The organism is Pseudomonas sp. AD21, from assembly GCF_002878485.1.
Classification (GTDB): Bacteria; Pseudomonadota; Gammaproteobacteria; order Pseudomonadales; family Pseudomonadaceae; genus Aquipseudomonas.
Genome location: NZ_NQYG01000051.1, coordinates 14,819 through 38,194 on the forward strand (window position 1 = coordinate 14,819; position 23,376 = coordinate 38,194).

A 23,376-nucleotide genomic window follows, 5' to 3' on the forward strand; every position below is an offset into this window, starting at 1 on the left:
GATCTTCGTTGCTTTGAGCATTGAGTTCGCTTAACTGATCGGCATTAGGGTTACTGGGATCTTCATATCCTCAAACTTGGCGCCGTCGATACAGGGCGGCATTCTATCGAACGACCATTCAGCGACAGGGATCGTCATCAATGCAATCCACTTTCAGCAAAGGCGTCATATTTGCACTCTGCGCTGCGGCACTGAACGCAACGATCGGTGTACTCAGCAAAATACTCATGAGTAATGGTTTCACCGCCAGCAGTGTCGCTCTCATCAAGACGGTACTGGGTTGCGTGCTTCTCTCGACCCTATTGTTTTTTCTCAAGCGCCCGGTGGCGTCGACCAAATGGACTCAGGCGGCTATCTGCGCATTCCTTGGCATCTTTGTGCTGTTCCATTTCGAAACATCCGCCTATCGACACTATGCTGCAGCAGGTGTGGTGGTGGTGCTGATGGCCAGTGCCTCGATTTCCTCGATCATTCTGGGGCGCATTTTCCTCAAGGATGCCATCACCGCGAACGCTACCGTGGGTGCCGCTCTGGCTATCGCCGGAATCTCGGTGATCTTCGGCGGCGACCTGCAGCAGGGCTTTACCCTGCAAGGTGCTGCCCTCGCCTCCGTGGCTGGCTCCGGTTATGGGGCCTTTTCGGTTGCGATGAAGCGTATGGGGGTTTCGGGAGGGCTGCACTTCACCCGACAATTGTTGTTCTTTGGCAGCCTGTACTTGCTGATGCCAGCTGCCGCCGATGGTTTCGCGATGGGCGAGTTGTCACCGCTGGCGATCGCCGCGCTACTGGCGCTGGCCACGTTGCCGACGATCCTGGGCTTCTTCTGCACCACCAAGGCCATCGAGTATCTCAAGCCATCCCAAGTGCAAGCGCTGGAGCTGCCCGAGCCACTGTTCGCCGCGTTGCTGGCGTTTGTGGCGCTCAACGAAGTACCGCGCGAAAGCCTGTACGCAGGAGCGGCACTGATCATCATCGGCCTGTGTTTCTCCAATGAACTCATCCGCTTGGGCAGCAAAGCAGCCGTGCCTTCGACCGAGTGAGCTGTTTTCGAACCCTGACTTTAGCAATCAGTAGTTTTTCAAGTGTTTTGAGCGACCGACCACTGGCCGATTTCAGCCCTTCCCCGAAGGGCAGATTCGGGTCGTCTGCCGCTCATTACCAGGGGCGTGCAGCACAATGGGGTGATGACCTGGAGGCAGAGCGCGGCTGCGAAGTTGTCGAGCCGGCTTTTGCGCCGTGACACCCAGGTAGCCTGGTCTGCTACACAGCGGCAAGCTGGACTTGATCTCTACCACTTGATTTAGCACTGTACATCGCGGTATCGGCACGCCGAATGAAGGCGTCAAACGATTCTGATGGAATCCACGTCGCAACGCCGAAGCTACAAGTCGCCTGTCCAATATCATCAAATGGCAGAGTGCTTATCAGCGCTCGAAGTTTTTCTGCCAGCAGCCTTGTATCGTTCAGTTGGGTATCCGGGCAGATCAATGCAAACTCTTCTCCGCCTGTTCTGCACAGTAGATCGGTTTTGCGCGTTGCCGAACGTATTCGTGTGCACAACGACTTCAGAACGTTATCACCACACTGATGGCCCCAGCGGTCGTTGATCTGTTTGAAGTGATCGACGTCAAACATGATCAGCGACAGAGAGCGGTGTTGCACGCTAGCCTCGATGAGCAGGCGTTCCATCAACTCTTCGAAGTATCGGCGGTTATAGACGCCGGTCAGGTGATCGGTAATGTTCAACAAACGCAAGTCTTGCGTGCGTTCATCAACCAGCGAGAGCGCGCGGGAGCGCTGTGTAATCAGCAAGTACACCATCAAGGTCAGCAGCAGCGTCAACCCTGCTCCGAACACGATAATCAGGCTGATGGACAGTGCGTAGCTGTTGGCGACCAGAAAGGTTGAGCTGGGTCTGAACTGGATCAGGTAATTCTGGTCGGCTACTTTCAGCAGCCGCTGCGCATACAGCGTTGAAGGGGCAGCAGGGGCCGAGCTCTGATAAATGGTTTCCCCTTGATGCTGCGTGTCGATCAATGAAAGCGTCACGTTCAGTCGTTGCAGACTTGGCAATGGAATGCCTTGTTCCATCAAAGAAGCCAAGCGTACGGTAGAGACAACGAACCCCTGCAAGTTGTCATCGTTCAATGCAACCTCAGGGGACTCCCGGAATACCGGTGCGACAAAGAAAATCCCCGACTGCCCATTGGTCATTTTCAATGGTTCCGACACAACTATTTGCCGCGTTTCTCGTGCCTTGCTCATCAAGGCCTGGCGACCCGGGCGAGCCAGAACATCCATGCCGGGTATGACCTTTACGTCATCGCGCTTCAATATGTAGAGCAATATCCAGTGTTCCGGCCGGCTGCTGAGGGGGACTCTTTCGCCGGTGACGGGGTTGATTTCATGATATGAAAAATCACCGGTGCCGTTGCGAAGCGCCGTGGCGCGAAACGCCTGGAGATCCTTCTCGATAATCCTGGGTACCCAGCTACAGGCTTCGTCCTCTTCAACCAGAGGCGTAACGAATCCCAGAAACTCCTTTTCAGTGACATCGTCGGCGTTGATAAAGAAACGCCTCACAACGTCCAGTTTCAGGACCTGAGTATTAAAGCGTCGTTGCAGGCGACTGAATCTTTCGTCGACCTCCAGCTGAAAAGCAACGCTGACGGTACGCTGCTCTGACCTTTCGAATAGCGTCAGTACCAAGAATGTGACGGCCACCCCTGCCAGGCACACCAGACCGCAAAGGGTCACGTCTGATGCTTTGAGAGCGTTCTGACGAGTAGACATCATGTTGTGTTCCTTGCTCATCGCCAAAAACAGTGTGCAGTGACCTGAAGTGCTTTTGGAGTATCGGCACGCTTGTCGTTATCTTTATGAACAAGGTGTTAGAGCAAGGGGTTTATATGAAGGATTCCAAGCAGTTAACGGTTCAAATCCAGTGCTGTCGTGGCAAATCGGTCTGCGAACCTTATAGACACCTTCGCCGATCCTCCGCAGTCTTCGTCCGGCAGGCATAGGTCAGCCAGTCTGGCAGTCTTCGGCCAGAAGCGGTCGGTCAGGAATGTTGAAGACATGAATGCACCGATTCACTCATGTCTTCAGAAGAATCCCGGATCATTGTTTGATCAAGTCCCCCGGTTTCCAGGCCTTGTCAAAGAACGCTTTGGTCGGACCATACAATCGCAGAATCACGAAGTAGCCTTCACCCGGCAGGGTTTTGATCCAGTTTTTACCGGCGCCTGGAGAAGTCGGGGCGAAGTGCACGTCAATTGAGCCGTCGGCGTTGGTGACGGGGTTGTCCATGGTGTTCAGCGACGGGAACGGTTGGCCATTGTCCAGGCCTGATGCCGTGACCGAGTCATACGCCGTGACCGACCAGAAGAGTGCCGCGGGAATGCCCTTGGGCAGGTTCAGCGTGTAGCTGTCGCTGCCGGAAAGGAAGTTCCCCTTGGAATCGACGAAAGTGGCCGGGTACTTGGCTCCGACGTTTTCCATGTTTATCGCCATGCCCGGGCTTGCAGAGTAGGCATTGGTGAAGAAACCGGTGCGCGGGTCGATGTAATTAAAGGTGTCGGCAGTAAACGTTGCATTGCCGGGGAATACGTTTAACCACTTGCGATCCGGATACCAGGTGCCATTGGCGACAATGGTTTGCGGTGTGTAGGAAATGGCGTGGCCGATCTTGCTCGCGGTTTTCGCAGCCTTGTCGAGCAGGTCGCGGGCGGCAGGTTCCGGCTTGAACGGTTTGCCTTTGACGATCCCCAGTGCGGCGAGCATGCCGCGCATTTCCATGTCTTGCGGGTCAACGTATTCGTGGTCGATGAACCGCGACAACATATCGAACGCACTGCCATCAGTTGGGTAGAGCATGTTGACCGGCGTTTTCGAGGCGTTGGGAAACACCATCGCCTTGGCCGTGGCCTGCTTGCCCAACGGATAAATACGCGTCTGCTCCATGACCGCCACTGGGGCTTGCAGCTGTTTCGGGTCCTTGAAAAATCCGCGCCAGAACACGAACACCCCGTATGTGCGCGAACGATAAGTCAGATAACCCGGCGGCACCTCGCCCTTGTAGTCCGGCGGCAGCACCAGGTATTTGGCCCCTTTGCCTTTGTCCGGCCCCGGCAGCCCCACGTCGCCGCACCACTGGCGCCCTTCTATCGGTCCTTCGGAACAGATCGGCCGCTGGAAGAAGTCATCCAGAATGCCCTGCAAGCCCGGTGGCACCTCGATCACCATCGGGCCGTCCTGCTTGAGATCGAGATAGCCCATGGCGTAGATCACATCGGAGTTTGGCGTAGTGACCCGGGTCCTGGCGTTGAGTCGATCCTTCCAGATCGGCAGCACGTTGTAACCGGCACCGAAGGTTTTTTCCGAACCTTCCTTCATCGCGTACATGTTCAGCGCCGGCAACGCCCAGATGTACGACTGCACGGCGCGCTGGAACAGCAACTCGTTCTGCAGTTGCGCCACGCCTTCGAGCGTCGGGTAACCGCCGGCGAATGGCAGGTCGGCCAATTGCTCATAGTGGGTGTTGGCCTGGGCACTGGCGCTGATCGAAACAGCCAGACCTAACGCCGTGATGGTTTTTGCGTATGTGTTCATGACGAACATCCTGTTCCGGTCAGTTGGCTTTTACGACGGCTGGCGGTACCCACTTTCCATTCAGCGCTGCGGTCTCTGGCCAATAAGCGCGGATGTACAGCGAGAAGTCGGCGCCTTTCGGTGTTGGCAGCCAATTGCTTTCCTTGTCCTTGCCCGGCGAACCGTTCTGCACGTAGATCGTCAACGAGCCGTCAGGGTTGGGTTGCAGCGATTTGTTCTTGGTGCCGATGGAGTAGCGTTTGAGCTCATTCGGCGAGAAGAAGTGTTGCTCGTTGTACAGCGTCAGTGACCAGAAACCTTTGACCGGTGGCAACTGACCTTTGGCAAACGTCACGGTGTAGCCGTTCTGCCCGTTGAGGCGCGTGCCGGTCTTGTCCAGGTCCTGATAAAAGTACTTGGTCTCTTTCTGCGGGTTGACGAAGATGTTCGACCGCGCCACGGCGGTACGACTGAAGTAGTCAGTGCCGAACGCCGCGCCGTTGCTGATGGTGCTCCAGTGGTCCGGCAGTTGCAGGCCATAGTTACGGAACTGCAGCAGCGGGTCGATGACTTCACTGTCGGCCTTTTTCGCCTCATCAATCATGGCGGCCTTGAGTTGTGGATCAGTCTTGGCGAGGGTGGCGAGAGCGGCCATTTGTGCATAGCGGGCCTCCTCGCCCGGCAACGGCTTGGCGTCCTTGAGCAGCGCGGGCAGTTCGTCGAAGAATTTCTCCGGCATCACCCATTTGGTTTCACCACTGCCTGCGGCCTGCGCCGGGAATTTCGGCAGTTTGGCCCAGTCGCGGTGTTTGGCCTTACCGTCGTATTGCGACAGCGGGTACATGTCCACCCCGGACAGCGATGGCTGGATCGCAGCACGGTCAGCCGCGGTATCGTCCTGAAACACACGGGGAATGACAAAACCGGTGTTGGTCCGTGCGCGGAAGACCTGACTGATGCCGGCCGGGACTTTGCCGTTCCAGTCCGGGCCCACCAGCAGGTAGAAGCCGGGCTTGGTCCCGTACATTTTGCCGAGTTCGGCAAAACTGTCGGAGCGCAGGTCCACCACCTGATACACCCAGAAGCGGCTGCCGAAGTCAGGTACTTGCAGCACCACCGGTTCCAGATCCAGTGCGATGCTGGCCGCGCCGTAAACCACGTCCTGATTCGGGCATGCAACCAGACGCTCGGCCGGATCAATGTAATCGCTGAGCATCGATAGCCGGTTGATCGGCGCTACCGGGACGATGCCCCCCAGCAAGCCAGGTTCAGGCAAGTCCTTGAACGCTTGGCGACGATTGAAAATATTGGCCATCGGCCAACCCCAGAAATACGCTTCGCGCGCCATCATGCGTACATAGGGTTCGGTGACCTTGGTGCCGGCGACAGGGCCACTGACTGAAGCTTGGGCAGCGTGGCTTTGCGGCACCATCAGGGATGTCGTTGCCAGTGCACCAATCAATGTCAGAGTGAGCAGGTTCAGGCGATGGGCCAATAGATTCATAAAGCATCCTTACTCGAGGGATCACCCTTTGCAGGTGAGTCGCAGAAAAGATAGCCCAGGTTTTGCGATGTAACGCTTGAGCGCCTGAATTGATTTATCGACTGATGATCGCTGCTGAGCCGAGCACTTGAAGTTGTGCAGATTCAGCGGTGGAGTTCGTGAGGGGAAACTCGCCTGACATTGGAAGCACGTCTGGTGAGGTCATATCGGCCAGAAGCGGCCACTCGCGAGTGCCTGTTACGCCCCTATACGGCGGGGCTTAAATAATGCCTATCCCCTTAGAACAAGCGACATGTCTGAATATTTGTCACATATGAAGTCGACGAATGCGCGAACCTTTGGCGCCGCGAGCCGCCTGGAAGTGTGCAACACCCAAAGCGCTGGCTCTACGCCTGACACCGTTCCCCACTGAACCAAGTCGCCACGAGCGAGCTGGTTCCAGGCGATGGACTGGGGGATTAGAGCGGCACCGCCACCGGCGATAGCTGCATCGCGGACCATCAGTAGCGAAGAGAATCGCATCTTCGGGATCGGCTCCAAGACCAACTGCCCGCCATCAAGACTCCATTGCGTTGGCTGGAAAGCCGACGTCACGATAGCGGGAACGGGTCTGATCGCGCCGGCCATCGGCCTGAGAATTTGAGGCGCCGCCACCACTATCAGCCGGTCCTTGGCGAAGCACCGTCCGACCAGGCTGCTGTCCGGGCTTGGGTTGATTCGAATGGCGACGTCAAATTGCTCTTCCACCAGATCCACCCTGCGATCTTCCGACACAACCTCGATGAATACCTCCGGATAGGCCGCACAGAACTCGGCGCCGATACGTCCCATTGCGAGCTGCGAGAACAGAATCGGGGGCGCGACTCGCAGGCGTCCGCGAGGCGTTGAAACGCCCTCACGTGCTGCTGCCATGGCATCGGTCACTTCACTCAGCGGGCCTTCGGTTCGAGACATCAGCGCCTCACCCGCGTCGGTCAGCTTCAGACCACGTGCGCTGCGCTCTACCAGCCTCACGCCCAGTTGATCTTCAAGATCGCAGATTCGGCGCGACAACGTGGCTTTGGAAATACCGCTCGCACGGCTTGCTTTTCCCAACCCCTCATTGGTGGCGACGAGGATGAAATCAATCAGCGCATTAAGGTTCATGGTGTTCCATATATGAAACGAGGCGTATTAATTTTGCTGTCTTCGTTTTGCATGTGCAACAGGTTAATTTCTCGTCATCGGAACACGATATGAGGAATTGCCATGAACACCCTTCAACGTGCTGTATTGATACGCGACTACGGTGGTGCGCAAGCCGCAAGAATTTCCGAGATCGAGAAACCGGCACCCGAGCAAGGCCAGGTTCTGGTTCGGGTTCGGGCCGCGGGCGTCAATGGCATCGACTGGAAGGTTCGCGAAGGTCTTGTGCGCAATGCATTCGCACTGCCATTGCCCATCGTACTGGGCGCCGAGATGGCCGGAGTGATTGATGCGGTGGGGCCCGGCGCCTCTCGTTTCAATGTTGGCGACCGTGTCATGGGAGCGATGGGCGCATTGGGCGCTTACGCTGAATTCGTGACTGTCAACGAAGCGAGTCTTTCTCTGACGCCTGAGGCTCTGGACGACGTCCATGCGGCCGCCATGCCTGTGGCAGCCGTTGCGGCGTGGAACAGTCTTCATCACGCGGGGCCGATCCTCGCGGGTCAGCGAGTCCTGATTCATGGCGCCGCAGGTGGGCTAGGCGCTTATGCCGTGCAGTATGCCAAGCGGGCAGGCGCCGAGGTCTTTGCAACGGCGGGCGCTGCGGACCTGGATTACGTGCGAAGCCTCGGCGCCGATTTTGTCTTTGACTACCACTCTCAACGTTTCGAAAACATCGTCCGGAATATTGCGCTGGTGCTCGACTACGTCGGTGGTGAGGTGCTGGATCGGTCGTGGCAGGTGTTGGCGCCGGACGGTGTGATTGTCGGCACGTCATCTCCCGAAATTCTTGCCCGGACGCCGACGGATCGCCGTGGCCTCTGGTTCATGAACAAGCCTGATCCTCAATTGCTGGAGCAACTGGCCAGGGAAGTCGCCAACGGCACGCTTCAATCGAGGATCGGCGACGTAGTTGGTTTTTCTGATATTCCCAGGGCGATCGAACGCAATCGCACCGTTTCACGGACGGGCAAGGTTGTTGCGGATTTCACTCGCTGATCCACTCTAAATCCCATGCAGGAGTTTCAAACATGAGCATTCTGGTTATTGGCGCCACCGGCACCATTGGTTCACTGATCACTCAAGGCCTTGCTGGCGCGGGCGCCGAGGTCAAAGCCCTGGTGCGCCAAGCGGGTAAGCGGGAGTTTCCGGCTGGTGTCACTGAAGTTGTCGCAGACCTCACCGACGTAGCGTCGATGCGCGTTGCGCTCGCGTCGGTGCGTAGCCTGTTCCTGCTCAATGCCGTGACGCCCGACGAGGTCACTCAAGCCCTCATCACGCTGAATCTGGCTCGTGAGGCGGGTATCGAACGCATCGTTTATCTGTCGGTGATCCATGCCGACAAATTCACCAATGTCCCGCACTTCACCGGCAAACATACGGTTGAACGCATGATCGAGAGTCTGGACATGCCTGCCACGATTCTGCGTCCGGCTTACTTCATGCAAAACGACCGCATGGTCCAACAGACTATTCAGAACTACTCGGTTTACCCAATGCCGATCGGCGCGGCGGGCGTGTCGATGATTGACGCGCGCGATATCGCTGATGTCGCGGTCGCAGAACTGCTGCGACGCGATAAGGCCCCCTCTGCGCTGCGTCGTGAAACGCTGGAACTGGTTGGGCCGCACGCGCTTACCGGTGCGTCAGTGGCGAAAATCTGGAGTGCGGCTCTGGGCCGCGAGATCGCCTATGGGGGTGATGACGTGGCAGCTTTCGAAGCACAGCTGGCTTCGTATGGCCCCACCTGGCTGGCTTATGACATGCGCCTGATGATGTCGGGTATCCAGACCTTCGGCATGCAGTCAGTTGAGGGAACTGTAGAACGGCTGCAGACCCTCATGGGGCACCCACTGCGCACCTATGAAGACTTTGTGCGCGAGGCCGTTTCCGAGGCATAAACCGCCATACCGAGAGGGCGACGCTTGAGCAGTCCTGCTGGCGCACACCGCCTCACCTCGCGCGTTATCGAGGCAGGTTCGGCGGGCGCCAGCAGATCGCACTACAAGGTGTAAGAAACACCGACCTGCACGGTTCGCGGCGCCCCCGGATAGGCATAGACGTTGCCGAATGCGCCCTCTTCATAATCGCGGTCAAACAGGTTTTTCACGTCGAGATTGAGTCGCACCTTGTCGTTGATCTTGTAGAAGCTCAGCAAGTCGACAACGGTGTAGCTGCCCATCGAAAACGCGGTGTTGGCGGTTTGTCCGGCGCGCTCGTCAACGTATTTGAGGCCGGTGCCCAGGCCCACCCCCTTGAGGGTTCCGTCCTGGAACTCATACATATTCAGCAGGCTGAAGCTGTTTTTCGGGATGTTCAGCAACCGCGTACCAGAGCGCAGCACGTTGTCCTTGGTCACTTCGGCATCGACATAGGCGTAGCCGCCAATCACGCGCCATTCGGGCGTGAGGTTGCCGGCAACGTTGACGTCGAAACCACGGCTGCGCACCTCACCGGCCGCAACGCTGAAGGTCGAATCAACAGGGTCGGTGGTCAACACGTTACGTTTTTCGATCTGATAGACCGCCGCATCGACACTCAACTGCTGATCCAGCGCTTCCCACTTGATACCCATTTCGTAAGACTTGCCCTTCTCCGGCTCGAACCCTCCACCTTGGCGACTGGCGCCGGTGTTCGGCTTGAAAGAGCGCGCGGTATCGGCATAGACCGCCAAGGTCTCGGTCAGGTCGTAGGTCACGCCGATGCGCGGAGTCACCGCGTTGTCACTTGCCTGCCAACTCTTGGCGCCGGGCACATAGGTTTCGTAGTCATGTTCGAAGCGTTCGAAACGTGCCCCGGCCAGCACCTTCAATTTGTCGGTCAATGCCACTTGATCCTGCACGAACGCGGCATACGTCTTGAGGTTTTCCTTATCGTCGGTCGGCGTGCGGGTGAGCGCCGGACGCGGCTGGCCGTACACCGGATCGAAGATGTCGATCGGGTACGCACTGACAGCACCACTGGAGCGTTGAATGATCGACTTGTAGTCGTAATCCTCATACTCGATGCCGGTGAGCAACGTGTGCTGCAATCCAGCGGTCTCGAAATGGCCGGTCAGATTGAGCTGGGTATCCTTGTCGGTCCACTCCAGCTTGCGATAGTTGAAGTTGCGACCCAGGGTGCGGCCGTCCGCGGCAATACCGTTGGCCTCGACTGCGTTGCCCTTGAGCGAACCATCGAGCCACTGGAAGCCGCCCCCCAGCGTCCAGTCGTCGTTGAGCATGTGCTCGAAACGCAGTTGCGCCATGTTGTTGTCGTTATGCAGCTTTCCAGCGTCTTTTTCGCCAAAAAAACTGTCGCGAGAGGCGGTACCCGTCTGTTTCGCGTAACGGGTAACGCCTCGATCCAGAGGTGCGTTGTTACGCATGAAATCGCCTTCGAAAATCAGCCTGGTCGCATCGGTTGCCTGCCAGGTGAGCACCGGCGCGATGCCGTAGCGCTCAGTTTCGACATGATCACGGAAGGTGTCGCCGCCCTCGCCCACTACGTTCAGTCTATAGGCCAGGCGCCCCTCATCATCGAGCGGGCCGGAAGCATCCAGCGTGCCACGCTTCATGCCCTGATCGTTGAGTTGACTGCCCAGGGTGACGGAGCGCTCGGGCAACGGCTGTTTGGAAACCACGTTGAAGGTGCCGCCAGGATCACCTCGACCGTAGAGCATGGTGGCCGGGCCGCGCAGCACTTCGAGGCGCTCAATCGTGTTGGCATCCGGCATGTTCGGGTAGCCACGGTTGATCGGAAAACCGTTGCGATAAAACTCGCCGGTGGTGAAGCCACGCACGGTGAACGTGGTCAGGCCCTGGCCACCAAAATTGTTCGCCCGTCCCACACCCCCGGCGTAGTCCAGTGCGTCCTGCAAACGAGTGGCGCCCAGATCCTCGACCACATCCTTCGAGACCACACTGATCGATTGCGGGGTTTCGTGGATCGATGTGTCGGTACGTGTGGCGCTGGCCGAGCGCGTCGCCCGATAACCCTGCACCGGCCCGTCCGCCCTTTCGTAATTCGCAGTACCGATCACATCGGTTGCGTCCAGCTCGAGCGTTGAGGGCGATCCCTCTGTTTGTTCAGCCCATGAGGCAGGCGACAACGCTTGCAGGACACAAATGGAAAGCAGGGTTCGACGCATGGAGAGAGCAACCTTTACGAATAGGCCAATACAGGGAGTGAAACCGCCAAAAACTTCCGCGCATGCTATACACAACCATTCGCAATTAACACAAATTCCCATTATCCCCGTTTGTCATTGACAGTCGCGACACCGTTGCCAAGTGCCCTTCCCCGTACAGTTCCATGTGCTGCCCGAAAGCCCCTCAGTGGCCTGCGCAAATTTCGATCCACCTTCACCAACCGGACATGTGCGACTTTTCGTTCAGGCCCTGATTTACACAACAGGACTTATGTAAGCCGACGAGATGCCGATACCGTGCAGCGGCACGCAAGCACGGAAGCAGCACTTACTCCATAGAAGGCAGGAACCTGAACAATGTTGGAACACATCTGGCGCAGCATCCATTCCCCGGGCTACTTCCCCAACGTACTGGAGTGGATGGTCAATATTCTCCTCAACCCGTTCATGGTGATTATGTGCCTGATGGTCGGGGCGCTGGCGGGCAAGTGGTGGAGAGCCGTCCCCTACGGCGGCCTCACTTGTTATGTGGTGTTCCTGAGCCGGTCGCCATTCTATCGCTGGGGAAGCATTTTTCCCGAAGCCGGCCTGCCTGCGTTATTGATCGATGGCGCACTGCTTGCCCTCCTAGGCTTCTATTTGAAAGGCGTACTCGGAACCCGGTCAGAAGCAAGACCCGAGGGCCACTGGCTGCGAAAGCTGTATCAAAGCCTCAAGGTCGTCATGGTGACCGTCGTGTCGATGTTCTGGACACTTGTCGTGCTGTTTATTCTGATCTTCACCGTCTCGATCGCAACACAGCCGTCATTGGCGCACTGACCCATCTGCCGCTCGGGATACCTGTTGAACATTCACGTTCTCCCCATCAAGTAGCGTATTGAGCAACTGAAGATCAGGCGCGACCACTCACTTGTGTCTAAAAAACCTGCCACCACTCATAATGCCGCTCCTCCCGACTCCCTCATCAAAGTTCGACAGCCATGCCTGAAGAGTTCGAAGTACCAAGCCCTCACGAGCAACATATTGAGCACACGACCCACCATGCCCATGCGCAAGGCGATCGCTTTGCCAGTAAGATTGCGGTGATGACGGCGATCATGGCGACTGTCGGTGCCTTGATGAGCTATCAGGCAGGTTCCACGGAGAGTGAGGCGGCGATGGACAAGAACAACGCCGCCATCCAGAAGACCGAAGCCGCTAACGAATGGAACTACTACCAGGCCAAGTCCAGCCGGCAGAACCTGTCGGAGCTGGCCAGCCATCTGCCGGGGCTGGATTCTGCCCATTATGTTGCCGAGGCGCAGCGCTACGGGGGGCAGAAAGAGGAAGCGCGCAAGAAGGCCGAAGCCCTTGAGCAACAGGCACACGAATGGGAGGAGAAGTCAGAGCAGATGCTGCATCAGCATCACCGCTGGGCCCAGGCCATGACCGCGATTCAAATCGCCATTTCACTGGCGGCCATCACCTTGCTGACGCGCAAGGAATGGCTCAGGCGCGTGTCTTTTGGGGCTGCGGGTTTGGGGGTCATGCTGGGTTCGCTGGCCTGGCTGCATATTTGAGCGAGGTGGCCAGACGCTCGACGGTTGCATCCACAGCCAGAAACGGACATTCCCATTAGAGTGTCTTGCGCTCTACAACAGAAAGCCCGGCCCAGATCCAAAGACAAAGGCCATTTTCCTGGCCCCGGACGCGTCCGGGGCTCCCCCGTCACGACCGTCCAAGGCTGCCCGACGCTATCCGGCCCGAGACCCGCGCGCCTCCGGCTTCTTCCTGGCGATTACAGGTTTTTTAGCTACGCTTGCCAGCATGTGAATGGCGTACCTGCGACCACTCCTTAATTGTCAGGCAAGGGAGCCAACTTCAATGGATAGTATTCAGGACGTTTATCCAATGGCAACGGTTCTGGTGGTCGACGACACTCCCGACAACCTGATGTTGATCGCCGAGTTGCTCAAGGACAAATATCGGGTCAAGGCCGCCAACAGCGGCGAGAAAGCCTTGCGTCTTCTGCAGGCTGACCCGCTTCCCGATCTGATCCTGCTGGACATCATGATGCCGGGCCTGTCCGGTTATGACGTGGCCGAGCAGCTCAAGCGTGATGCTCGCATTCACCCTATACCGATCATTTTCCTGACCTCGATGACCGCCACGGAAGACGAGATTCGCGGCCTGAGCCTGGGCGCTGCGGATTACATCACCAAACCGATCATCCCCCCGGTGCTCATGGCCAGGGTCGAGACTCAGATCAAGCTCAAGGCCGTTGCCGATTTCCTGCGCAATCAGAACGATTTTCTGGAGCAGGAAGTGCAACGTCGTACCCGTGAGGTGATCGCCATCCAGGATGTCACGATCCACGCCATGGCCTCGCTGGCCGAAACCCGAGACAACGAAACCGGCAACCACATTCGCCGCACCCAGCACTACATAAAACTCCTCGCCGAACTGCTGCGCGAGCACCCGCGCTTCCGTCACTTCCTCGACGAGGAAACCATCAAACTGCTATTCAAATCGGCACCGCTGCATGACATCGGCAAGATTGGCATTCCTGATCGCATCCTGCTCAAACCGGGTCGGCTCACTGCCGAAGAGTTCGAGATCATGAAGACCCACACCACATTGGGCCGCGACGCGATCCAGCACGCAGAGGATCAGTTAGGCATAGACGTCGATTTCCTTCAGCTGGCCAAGGAAATTGCCTACGGCCACCAGGAAAAGTGGGATGGCAGTGGCTATCCGCAAGGTGTGGTCGCCGACGACATCCCGATCAGCGCCCGGTTAATGGCCGTGGCAGATGTCTACGATGCACTGATCAGCCGCCGCGTGTACAAGCCCGGCATGCCCCATGAGCAGGCGGTGGAAATCATCCGCGAAGGCCGGGGCTCGCATTTTGATCCGGACATCTGTGACGCGTTTCTCGCCAATGCCGAGCAGTTCTGCGAAATTGCCGCGCGGTTCGCCGACAGCGACCAGGACATGGCCAGGCAGTTAGCCCAGCTTGAGCGGATCGCCGACCTTCCCTGAGCCACGCGCATCACTCTGCACATCCAGTTAAAGAGGCCGTTTATGAACAGACTGTTCGAGATGCTCGAGCGCCTGTCTCTGCGCAGTAAATTGATCATCGGCTTCGCTGCGCTGCTGATATTGATCCTGATACTGGGCGTGCAAAGCCTGCGCACCCAGTATTCACTCAGAAATGAAATGCAGCAGTTGTACCAACAGGATCTGGTGGGGATCCAGCATGTGCAGGAGGTTCGGGTGCAGTTGCCGCATCTGTTGCTGGCAATGCAACGCGCGATCGCGACCAACAATGCAGACATCCGCATCAGCGCCAGAGCCCAGATGGATGCCGCCCAGGAGCGACTCCATGAAGCGCTGGAGCAGGTTCGTCCAACGCTGCGCAGACAGAGCAGTATCAGCAGCCTGCTGGAGTTCGAAGTGGTATTGCAGCGCCTGCAAAAAGATGGCGATGAGGCGCTGGAACTGGCCGGCAAGGGCTCCCTGGGGCAGGCCTTGATGTTGCTCAACAGTAAGGATTTTCTTGAGCTGGAACAGGGAGGCGACGGGCTGCTCACCCAGATTGAAAAGAACAAGGAAACCGACATCCACGATACGGCAAAGAACCTCGCGGAGTACGCACAGCGCAGCACTACGATCACGTACATCTTGCTGCTGGGCGGCTCGGCGCTGGCCTTGCTGTTGACCTGGCTGGTCAGCTATTCCATTCGCGTTCCGCTGAACCGCGTGCGTGTGGCCGTGGACGAATTGGCGTCGGGCAAGCTGGATGGTCAGATCCCTCACACCGACCTTCGCAACGAAACCGGCGACCTGGCGCGCGCCATCGCCACGTTGCAGCAGGAAGCTTGTCAACTTGAGCGCCAGCGTTGGGTGAAGACCCACGCCTCACTCCTGCAAGTCGATCTGCAACAGGCCGAGACGCCGCAACAATTGGCCCAGGCTTTTTTCAGCCATATCGCGCCCCAGTTGGGCATGTGCCAGGGGGCGCTTTACGTTCTCTATGAAGGCGCATCACGTCTGCGATTGGTCGGCGGTTATGCGGTGGACAGTGCGCACCCACTGCCCGTTGATCTTGAGCTCGGTGAAGGGTTGCTCGGCCAGTGTGCGCTGGATCGCCAACCCCGCCAGCTCAAGGATCTGCCCGAACAGTTCTGGCATGTGCATGCGCAGTTGGGCGCAGCCCCCGCCAGCCACCTGCTGGTTCAGCCGGTGCTGCGTGGCGAGCGCTTGCTCGGAGTTGTGGAAATGGCTGGCTTTCGCTCGCGGGAGGAGAACGAGGCGTTGCTCTTGCAAGAAGTCCTGCCCAGGCTGGCCGGTGCGATGGCCATTATGGAGCGCAGCGAGGCGGCCCAGGCGTTGCTCCAGGAAACACGGCGCCAGGCTGACGAAATGGGAGCGCAAGCCTTGCAGCTGGAACACCAGGCCAGAGAGCTGGAGGCCCAGCAGGCAGCATTGCGCGCCACCGAGGCCTGGTACCGCGGCATCATCGAGGCGGCACCGGACGGCATGCTGGTGCTGGGAGCCGACGGCCGCATCCTGATGACCAACCCGCAAATGGACAGCCTGTTTGGCTACGCCCCCGGCGAGCTGATTGGCGCCAGCATCGAGCGCCTGGTACCGCAGGCTGCCCGCGAGCGGCACGTCAGGTTACGCGACGGGTTCATTGCCAGCGGCGGAACCCGGCAGATGGGTGGCGATCTTGACGATTTGAGCGGGGTACGCAAAGACGGCAGTCTGTTCTCCGTGGAAATCGGCCTTTCGCACCTGCCGCGTCTGGAGGGACGTGGTGTCTGCGTGTGTGCCTCGGTGCGCGACGTGAGTGAGCGCCGGGCGATGGAGGCAAAGCTGCGGACCGCCAGCGATCGCCTGAACCTGGCGCAGGAGTCCGGTGACATCGGTCTGTTCGACGTCGATCTGGTCAGCGGCACAAACTATTGGACGCCACAGCTCGAAACACTGTTCGGGCTGGAGCCTGGCGGATTCGGTGGCACGCTGGCGCACTGGAAGGCGCTGGTGCATCCCGAGGACGTGGCACGGGTCAGCAGCACCTTCGAGAACGCCGTTCAGAGTGGCGATGATCGCGTCGAGTTCGACTTCCGGATCGTGCGCAAAAACGATGGGCTGGTGCGCACGCTCCGGTCGCTGAACCGCTTCTCACGCACGCCAGACGGTAAGCCATTGCGCGCAACCGGCATCAACATCGACGTGACAGCACTGGCAGAGGCAAGGGCTGCGGCCGAAGAAGCCACGCTGGCCAAGAGCGAATTCCTCGCCAACATGAGCCATGAAATCCGTACGCCGATGAACGCCATCATCGGTATGAGCCACCTGGCACTGCGTACCGAACTGGACAAACGCCAGCGCAACTACATTGAAAAGGTACATCGCTCGGCGGAAAACCTGCTGGGGATCATCAACGACATCCTCGACTTCTCCAAGATCGAGGCCGGCAGGATGAGCCTCGAACAAGCGCCTTTCCGCCTGGAGGACGTACTCGACAGCTTTGCTGCCATGATTGGCCTGAAGACCGAGGACAAGGGTCTCGAGTTGCTGTTCCAGATCCCGCCCGACTTGCCCACGGCGCTGCTGGGCGATCCCCTGCGGCTGGGACAGGTGCTGATCAACCTGGGCAACAACGCTGCCAAATTCACCGAGCGCGGTGAAATCGTGGTCGGCGTGGAGGAAGTGGCTACGCACACGGACAGTGTGCAACTGCATTTCTGGGTGCGCGACACGGGCATCGGCATGACCGTCGAGCAGTGTTCACGCCTGTTTCAGTCATTCAGTCAGGCGGACAGTTCGATCACCCGCAAATACGGGGGCACCGGGTTGGGCTTGTCTATCTCGAAGAAGCTGGTGGAGCTGATGGCCGGCCGAATCTGGGTTGAGAGCGAGCCGGGGGTCGGTTCCACGTTCCATTTCCAGGTACAACTCAGCGTGCAGCACGACGTTCAGCCGCGTCGGATGTTCAAGGCCAACGAACTGCTGGGCATGCGGTTATTGGTCGTGGATGACAACGCCAGTGCCCGTGAAATTCTCTCGGGCATGGCGCGCAGCTTTGGCCTGGAAGTGGATGTCGCGCAGAGTGGTCGGCTGGCGTTGCACATGTTGGACGACGCCGAGCACAAGGCGCTGCCTTACGATCTGGTCCTGATGGACTGGCGGATGCCCGGCATGGATGGCATGGAGGCCGTGAGCAAAATGCATTCCGCCAGCCTGATGCATACGCCGCCGGTCATCATGGTGACCGCTTTCGGCCGCGAAGAAGCCCGCGAAGAAGCCGAACGCCAGGGCATCCAGTTGCCGGTGGTACTGACCAAACCGGTCACCCCCTCCTCTCTGCTCGAGGCCATCGGTGTGGTGCTGGGTAAAGACCCGGAGGGCGATACCCGTGCCGGCGAGCGTTCGCAACAGAATGCCGGCACCGTGGCCAGCCTGAGTGGCGCGCGTCTGCTGCTGGTGGAAGACAACGAGCTGAATCAGGAACTGGCCTGCGAGCTGCTCGAGAGTGTCGGAATAAGCCTGCGACTGGCCTGTCATGGCAAGGAAGCCTTGGACATCCTGGCCGAGGATGACAACTTCGACGGTGTGCTGATGGATTGCCAGATGCCTGTAATGGATGGCTACACCGCCACCCGGCGGATTCGCCAGCAGCCGAGCCTCGACGCTTTGCCGGTGATCGCGATGACAGCCAACGCCATGGACGGTGACCGCGAGCGCGCACTGAGCAGTGGCATGAACGACCATATCTCCAAGCCCCTCAACGTCGAGGCCATGTTCGCCACCCTGGCAAAATGGATCAAGCCACGGCCTGCTCAGACCTTGCTGAGTACAGGTTTCGCCGATGGTTTGCCAGATCGTCTCGAGGGCATTGACCTGGCAGCGGGTCTCGCCACCTGCATGGGCCGGCGGGACCTCTATTTACGGCTGCTGTGCAAGTTTCGCGACACTCAGACCGGCTTTACCGAACAATTCCAGGCCGCACGGATCGATCCGGATGTGGGCGCCGCCGAACGGCTGGCTCACAGTTTGCGCGGCACGGCCGGCACCATCGGCGCCAAAGCCCTGGCTCAGGCCTGCGCTTTGCTGGAGCAGGCCTGCCAGAACGGTGAGTCCGCAACGCAGCTGAAGGCGCTGGCGACACAGGTCGAGCACTGCCTGCTCCCGATCCTGACGGCTCTGGCCGACCTCAAGGCAAACACACCGACCGCCACCGGTGACGGCCTGCTGGAGGGTTCGGCAATCAGCCCGCAACTGAACAGGCTCAAAGAGCTGTTGGCCGAGGGTGACACGGCGGCTTTGGACACACTTGCCGGATTGCGCAACATGCCACTCGATCGGGTGTTGGCAGAACGTCTGGAACGGGTCGCGGTGCAAGTGGAACGGTTTGACTTCGACCGTGCCTTGAAGCTTTTGCAGGATGAATGAGGGTGGAATTATTTCCTGCACCCATGGCGACAGGCGCTCAAAGAGCCGCTAGCGAGAGCCGGCAAGGTATTTGGAAACAAAATGAAAAACGCTTCAATGCAGATCAGAACTGAGGATTTTACCCAAGCAATCAATGGATTGGGCACCGACCTGAGTACGTTAATTCACTAGTAGTCAGTAAAGTCTGCGAAGCAAGGCATTGGTGGTGTAAGAGAATTAGAAGCTGGCGGACGACAAAGCATTTTGATTTTAGGGAAAGGATGACCTTATGCATGACAACTTGTGGCTGGTATTCAATCGCCGTTCTGGACGATCGAAGGGTAAAGCTTCAAAAGCAGTTCCGTTGCTCAACTTATCCATAATTGCTGAGGCTGAAATCAGCAATCCGCCGTGGGTCAAATTTCAATTGGCAGGGTGGGTCAATTTTCCATCAGCGCCAACAGCACGATGGCTGGAGTAGAAAAATGGCCTTTTTGTTGGTAGACGATCAGCCCATTATCACCTACGCCTTGAGTGAGTTGCTCAAGGATGCATTCCCCAACGCAGCCCACATCGACGCGGCTGGCGATAGTCTGGCAATGCTCAAATGTTTGACGAGTAAACATTACGACTTTCTCATTCTGGATCTGATTATGCCTGGCGTCGGACAAAGTATTGCCATGCTACGGGCGGCACTGAGTGAAGCGCCGAATCTCGGGGTGGTGATCTTTTCGGGGAATAAGTCACCATGCCTGGCGCTCGCTGCACTGGAACAGGGCGCTAGTGCCTACGTCTGCAAATCCAGCGGATATCATCTGATCATCGAGGCCATCCAAACGCTCAAAGCCGGGAAGGTTTTTTGCGATCCGGTGATCGACCTTGGCAGCGCCCACATGCATCCTTGGTACTCACTCAGCGACCTCGAGTGGCATGTGCTGCTGTCACTGGCCCGTGGCGAATGCTTGCAAGTGGTAGCCAAACGCCAGAGCCGCGACTACAAGACCATCGCCGCTCACAAATACAACGCCCTGAATAAACTCGGACTGAGTGCCGGTGTCGAACTGGCGAATTATCTCGTTACGCAAGGATTGGGCTATCTACTCAACGATCTGACGCTCGACTGCACAGATCCAAGCGGCTTAACACGAACACTACAGAACGTTTCTACAGCCAGCCGCAAGAGTTTCCACCCGTCACGAGGGCAGTAGCGCTGTGGCTGCTTTTCTGCACTTGGTGTGAGGCGCGATAGTTCTGGAACCGATTACCAGACCCCGCGCAGGCCGACTCTGGCTTGACGCAGATCTGTATCACCACCGCCCAGACTTTCTCCGATGAGCGCGTCCCGAACGCGCTCACTCCACGTGTTCTGCTGCCCCACGTCGTCGCTTTCCTCGTTAGCCGAGCCGCTATAGTCGCCGTAGACGTTCAGGTGGTGCCGTCGGCGACAATCAGCGTGACTGGCTGATCAAAGGTCGGACCGGTTTCATGCCCTGGGGGGGCGCATAAGCGTAAGTTCTTTTTGTTATCGACCCGTGTCAGACCGTAGTCAGAACTTACGCGAACGCATTGAGGTCTCGGCACTTTCACCATCACTGTTACAGGGCAGAGATGTCGTAGCCTCGCAACTCGTCAGCCTCCCCTACCAAGACCAGCGCACTCCGACAGTAACCTGCTGCTGACTGACATCGCTGCCTCCCAGGTTCACGCCTATTACCGAAGCCGTGCCAAACACCCTCAGATCCTGAGTTACCTGGGCCTCCAGCCCCACATCCAGCGTTGCATTCAATCCCAGGTCATGCCCGGAGAAGTTCTGCCGTGTCCCGCCCGGCAGGGTGACTTCCAGATTTGTTGAGTTCTCCCCGAGGGTGTCCTGCAACCCTGCGGCCAGCCAAGGCTTTAGGGTCGCGCCGCCATCCGTCTTGATGGTCTTTTCGACGCGTACCGCAGTCCTCACTAACCCCAGTACATCGTCCTTTATGTTCAGTTGCTTGCCGCTTGAGTCGGTCTTGTCGTCCCAGCGCATGTGGATGGCACTCGCCTGGAACTGTGGCTCTACTACCCAGCCGTTGCTCAAGGGATACCTGTGCCCCACTTGTCCACTGAGACTCAAAATGTCGCCGTGCACCTGCTCGCGGAAACCATCGGATGAACGGATATGCGCATCGGGAAGCAGAGCCGTCAGGCTCAGGTCGACATAGGTACCGCTCTGCCAATCCAGGCTTCCATAGGCGCCAAACGCCAGTGCGTCCATGTCCACGTTGGATCTGCCCACACTCACCTGACCGGTCGAACTCTCGCCTGTGGTCGAGTAATTGCCCCGCTGCTGGCCGATGAACAGACCACCACGCATACGGTAAGCCTGTTCGTTCACGAACAGGTGGTCATAGCCGGCATAGAGTCCCGTGCTGTTGCCATCGAACTCGAACCCTGGATTCGACTCCATCGACAAGTGACTGCCGATGGTGGCCAGCCACAGCCCTTCGCAGGTGCCGAACCACTCCAGACCAATGCGCGTGCGTTCTTCTTCGCTGCGATTGCAGTAGGGGTTATCTCCACGGCCTCCGGCCATGCGGTCAAACAGCAGTCGGTTGTTATCCAGAGTCATGCTATAGCCGATATCCGGCACCACTGTATAGCCGGGAATCTCCGGCAACAGCAGCTTGTCGGCCGAACTCAAATACCAGCCCGAGTCATTCTTGCCCTGAGCGAAATTCCAGGCAAGGACACTACCATTTAAACGCACGGTTTTGTCCGACACGAAGCCTCCGGCGGTTGACGGATTGTCATTGGGACTGCCGATGACTCGGATCGTTGTCCCCGGCTTGGCCTCGGTACCATCGTTGGCGAAATTGACGCGTGTCGTACCGACCACATCACCGCCTATGTCCAACCCACCAGACGTACCGGCGGACGCAGCGACCTGCACGTCGAGGGCGCCGTTACCGCTGTAGTCTCCGCTGATCGCCAGACGGTGCGATCCGACATTAATCAGGCCGTCGTTATGAACGCTTCCTCCAATGCTTGCACCGGAGCGGGCGAGCAGGCGTGAAGTGCTGTCGATGGTCAATAGACCACCGTTCAGGTCGAGTGGACTGGCCAGCGAGAAAGCGCTGCCGTCGAGTAATTCGACCCGCTCCCAATTGTTCAGCGCAGGAGCGCCGGTACTGAAGTCCAGGCCGCTGAAACTGAGGTGGTCATTGCCATCCCCCCCATCCAGACCGCGCAGACCGCTCAGATCGCCACCGATGAAACTAGCCGAGTCATTACCGGCACCGAAGTCCAGCATGCCGCGCACGGTGCCTCTCGAGGTGAAGCTGTCATCTGCAGCGGTCCCCGTGTAACTGCCCTGCACGGCGAGCGTGGCACCGGCGGCGACCGTCGTGTTCTGTGCCATGACGCTGCCGTTGGCGCCCACGTTCAAGGTGCCGGCGAGCACATTGACCGTGGCGAATTCCGACCCCAACGGGCCGTTGATGTTGAGCACGCCGACATTGGTCTTGCTCAGGGTTTCGAAGCTCTGCACGGCGCCCAGGTCGGCGCTCACCGCGATGTCGGCATTGAAGATGTCGTTACCTGCTCCTGCAGCCACCGTACCCAGGATTTTGCTGCCGTCGTGGATGATCAGCGTGTCGTCGCCATCACCCAGTGCAAAGGTCCCGCCCCGGGTATCGAGTGTGCCGGCGACATCCAGCACGTCGTTGCCCGCGCCCAGATCGCCACTCGCCAGCAGCGTGCCACCCGCACCGATCGACACCGTATTGGTGCCGGTGCTACCGGTGAGCGTCGCCGCCGTACCACCGACCGCCTGCAACCTGCCGTCGACATTCAGCGTGGTGTTGTCACCCAGCGCGACGGTTGGTGTATTCAACGTGCCAGCCACGTCCAAAGTGCCCGCATTGAGCGCGGTCCCGCCGGAGAAGGTGCTGGTGCCGATCAGGGTCGCAACGCCGACGTTGTCCTTGGTGAGAAACTCGAAGTTGATCGTATGGCTGCTATCGAACGTCATCGCCGCGGCATTGTTCAACATGACGGTGTCGCCTGCACCGTTCGCACCACCGTCGATGACATTGTTCAGCACCGCGCCATCGTTGAGGGTCAACGTGTCGTCACCGGCACACAAGTCGATGGTGCCACTACCACTTACGGTGCCCGACACGCTCATCGTGTCATTTCCCGCGCCGCAGCCGTAACTGCCGTTCACATTTAACGTCGCACCGCTGCCCACTACGGTGGCAAGCGTGCTGCCAGCGGTCGCCACCACACTGGCGTCGGAGCCGACATTCAAAGTACCACCCAGCACGCTGACTTCCTGGAGATCGGTCGCGCCCGGCCCGTTGATGTTGAGCACGCCAGCCCCGGTCTTGGTCACACCCTCGAAGTTCACCAATTCGCCGAGGTCGGCGGTCAGGTTGATGTCGTAAACGCGGGTATCCAGCCCGGCGCCGCCATCGATCGTGCCCAGCACCACGGAGGCGTCGTGCACCACGAAGGTGTCGTCGCCATCACCCAGTGCAAAGATCCCGCCCCGGGTATCGAGTGTGCCGGC

Annotated in this window: 14 protein-coding genes; 8 read left to right on the forward strand and 6 right to left on the reverse strand. The window is 58.5% G+C overall.

Translation table 11 applies throughout. The annotated features are described in order from the left end of the window. Positions 1 to 140 precede the first annotated feature (140 nt). Positions 141 to 1,040 carry a DMT family transporter gene (locus PseAD21_RS22895; protein WP_102358012.1) on the forward strand — a complete coding sequence of 300 codons (900 nt, stop codon included), beginning with the start codon at positions 141 to 143 and terminating at the stop codon, positions 1,038 to 1,040. A 220-nt stretch (positions 1,041 to 1,260) separates the two neighbouring features. On the opposite strand, the gene PseAD21_RS22900 is transcribed toward PseAD21_RS22895, so the two are convergent. The 4 genes from PseAD21_RS22900 to PseAD21_RS22915 form a co-directional block, all read right to left on the reverse strand. Next, the gene (locus PseAD21_RS22900) at positions 1,261 to 2,796 is read right to left on the reverse strand and encodes a diguanylate cyclase (RefSeq protein WP_102358013.1); all 1,536 of its coding nucleotides are present in this window, start codon (positions 2,794 to 2,796) and stop codon (positions 1,261 to 1,263) included. 324 nt (positions 2,797 to 3,120) lie between these two features. Continuing rightward, entirely contained in the window at positions 3,121 to 4,611 is a 1,491-nt protein-coding gene (locus tag PseAD21_RS22905; RefSeq protein ID WP_102358015.1) for a DUF1254 domain-containing protein, read from the reverse strand. 19 nt (positions 4,612 to 4,630) lie between these two features. Further along, positions 4,631 to 6,094 carry a DUF1254 domain-containing protein gene (locus tag PseAD21_RS22910; RefSeq protein WP_102358016.1) on the reverse strand — a complete coding sequence of 488 codons (1,464 nt, stop codon included), beginning with the start codon at positions 6,092 to 6,094 and terminating at the stop codon, positions 4,631 to 4,633. Between the two features lie 270 nt (positions 6,095 to 6,364). Beyond that, entirely contained in the window at positions 6,365 to 7,240 is an 876-nt protein-coding gene (locus PseAD21_RS22915; RefSeq protein WP_102358018.1) for a LysR family transcriptional regulator, read from the reverse strand. A gap of 102 nt (positions 7,241 to 7,342) precedes the next feature. On the opposite strand from PseAD21_RS22915, the gene PseAD21_RS22920 reads away from it, so the two are divergent. Together PseAD21_RS22920 and PseAD21_RS22925 are read left to right on the forward strand one after the other, a co-directional pair. Further along, the gene (locus PseAD21_RS22920; RefSeq protein WP_102358019.1) at positions 7,343 to 8,278 is read left to right on the forward strand and encodes an NADP-dependent oxidoreductase; all 936 of its coding nucleotides are present in this window, start codon (positions 7,343 to 7,345) and stop codon (positions 8,276 to 8,278) included. Positions 8,279 to 8,310: 32 nt separating this feature from the next. Then, on the forward strand, positions 8,311 to 9,180 hold the full coding sequence (locus PseAD21_RS22925; protein WP_102358021.1) for an NmrA/HSCARG family protein: 870 nt from the start codon (positions 8,311 to 8,313) through the stop codon (positions 9,178 to 9,180). A 101-nt stretch (positions 9,181 to 9,281) separates the two neighbouring features. Here the strand turns inward: PseAD21_RS22925 and PseAD21_RS22930 are convergent, their stop codons facing one another. After that, complete coding sequence (locus PseAD21_RS22930) at positions 9,282 to 11,408, reverse strand: TonB-dependent siderophore receptor (protein WP_102358022.1); 2,127 nt, start codon at positions 11,406 to 11,408, stop codon at positions 9,282 to 9,284. Between the two features lie 357 nt (positions 11,409 to 11,765). On the opposite strand from PseAD21_RS22930, the gene PseAD21_RS22935 reads away from it, so the two are divergent. The 5 genes from PseAD21_RS22935 (at position 11,766) to PseAD21_RS22955 (ending at position 20,038) form a co-directional block, all read left to right on the forward strand. Then, a complete protein-coding gene (locus tag PseAD21_RS22935) occupies positions 11,766 to 12,227 on the forward strand; it encodes a hypothetical protein (protein WP_102358024.1) in 462 nt (153 codons plus the stop codon). A gap of 161 nt (positions 12,228 to 12,388) precedes the next feature. Next, on the forward strand, positions 12,389 to 12,967 hold the full coding sequence (locus PseAD21_RS22940) for a DUF4337 domain-containing protein (protein ID WP_102358025.1): 579 nt from the start codon (positions 12,389 to 12,391) through the stop codon (positions 12,965 to 12,967). 304 nt (positions 12,968 to 13,271) lie between these two features. Continuing rightward, positions 13,272 to 14,429 carry an HD-GYP domain-containing protein gene (locus PseAD21_RS22945; protein WP_102358027.1) on the forward strand — a complete coding sequence of 386 codons (1,158 nt, stop codon included), beginning with the start codon at positions 13,272 to 13,274 and terminating at the stop codon, positions 14,427 to 14,429. Positions 14,430 to 14,471: 42 nt separating this feature from the next. Continuing rightward, the gene (locus PseAD21_RS22950; protein WP_102358029.1) at positions 14,472 to 18,851 is read left to right on the forward strand and encodes a response regulator; all 4,380 of its coding nucleotides are present in this window, start codon (positions 14,472 to 14,474) and stop codon (positions 18,849 to 18,851) included. 464 nt (positions 18,852 to 19,315) lie between these two features. After that, the gene (locus tag PseAD21_RS22955) at positions 19,316 to 20,038 is read left to right on the forward strand and encodes a response regulator transcription factor (protein WP_102358030.1); all 723 of its coding nucleotides are present in this window, start codon (positions 19,316 to 19,318) and stop codon (positions 20,036 to 20,038) included. A gap of 431 nt (positions 20,039 to 20,469) precedes the next feature. Here the strand turns inward: PseAD21_RS22955 and PseAD21_RS22960 are convergent. Further along, a partial coding sequence (locus PseAD21_RS22960) for an autotransporter outer membrane beta-barrel domain-containing protein (protein ID WP_146011310.1) occupies positions 20,470 to 23,376 on the reverse strand: 2,907 nt, incomplete at its 5' end.